Source organism: Arthrobacter sp. 05L417 (assembly GCF_056397865.1).
The window spans coordinates 1-427 of record NZ_JBFTOG010000124.1 but is presented as its reverse complement, the minus strand read 5'-3'; the positions used below and the strand labels follow the sequence as shown (position 1 = coordinate 427).

The following is a 427-nucleotide window of genomic DNA, read 5'->3' as shown; positions in this document are numbered from 1 at the left end:
CCCAACAGGTCGAATTCCTGGCGGGAGAACAGGCAGCTCATGATCTTGCCTTCGGCGGTGATCCGTGTGCGCCGGCAATCGGAGCAGAACGGTTCGGTGACGGAGGCGATGATGCCGACGGTGCCCAGGAGCGGACCGGTGGCGTGGGCCGATGCCGGGTCCCGTCGTCGTACTTCGAATCGTTCCGCCGGTGCGCCGTCGCGTTCGCGGGGGTCCGGGGCCAGTGTGAAGTCGCGGGAGAGCAGTTCGCGGATCTCGGCGGCGGTGATCATGTCGCGCCGGGTCCAACCGTGATCGGCGTCCAGCGGCATTTGCTCGATGAAGCGCAGTTCGTAGCCGTGCTCCACTGCCCAGGCCAGGAGCTCGGGGGACTCGGCGTCGTTGATTCCGCGCATGAGGACGGCGTTGATCTTGACCGGTCCCATCC

At 66.7% G+C, this 427-nt stretch carries 1 protein-coding gene; it reads right to left on the bottom strand.

Annotation, left to right across the window (positions count from 1 at the left end; all coding sequences use genetic code 11):
• The coding region (locus tag AC1DJW_RS26600; RefSeq protein ID WP_476902974.1) for a GTP 3',8-cyclase MoaA family protein at nucleotides 1-427 on the bottom strand (427 nt) is incomplete at both ends.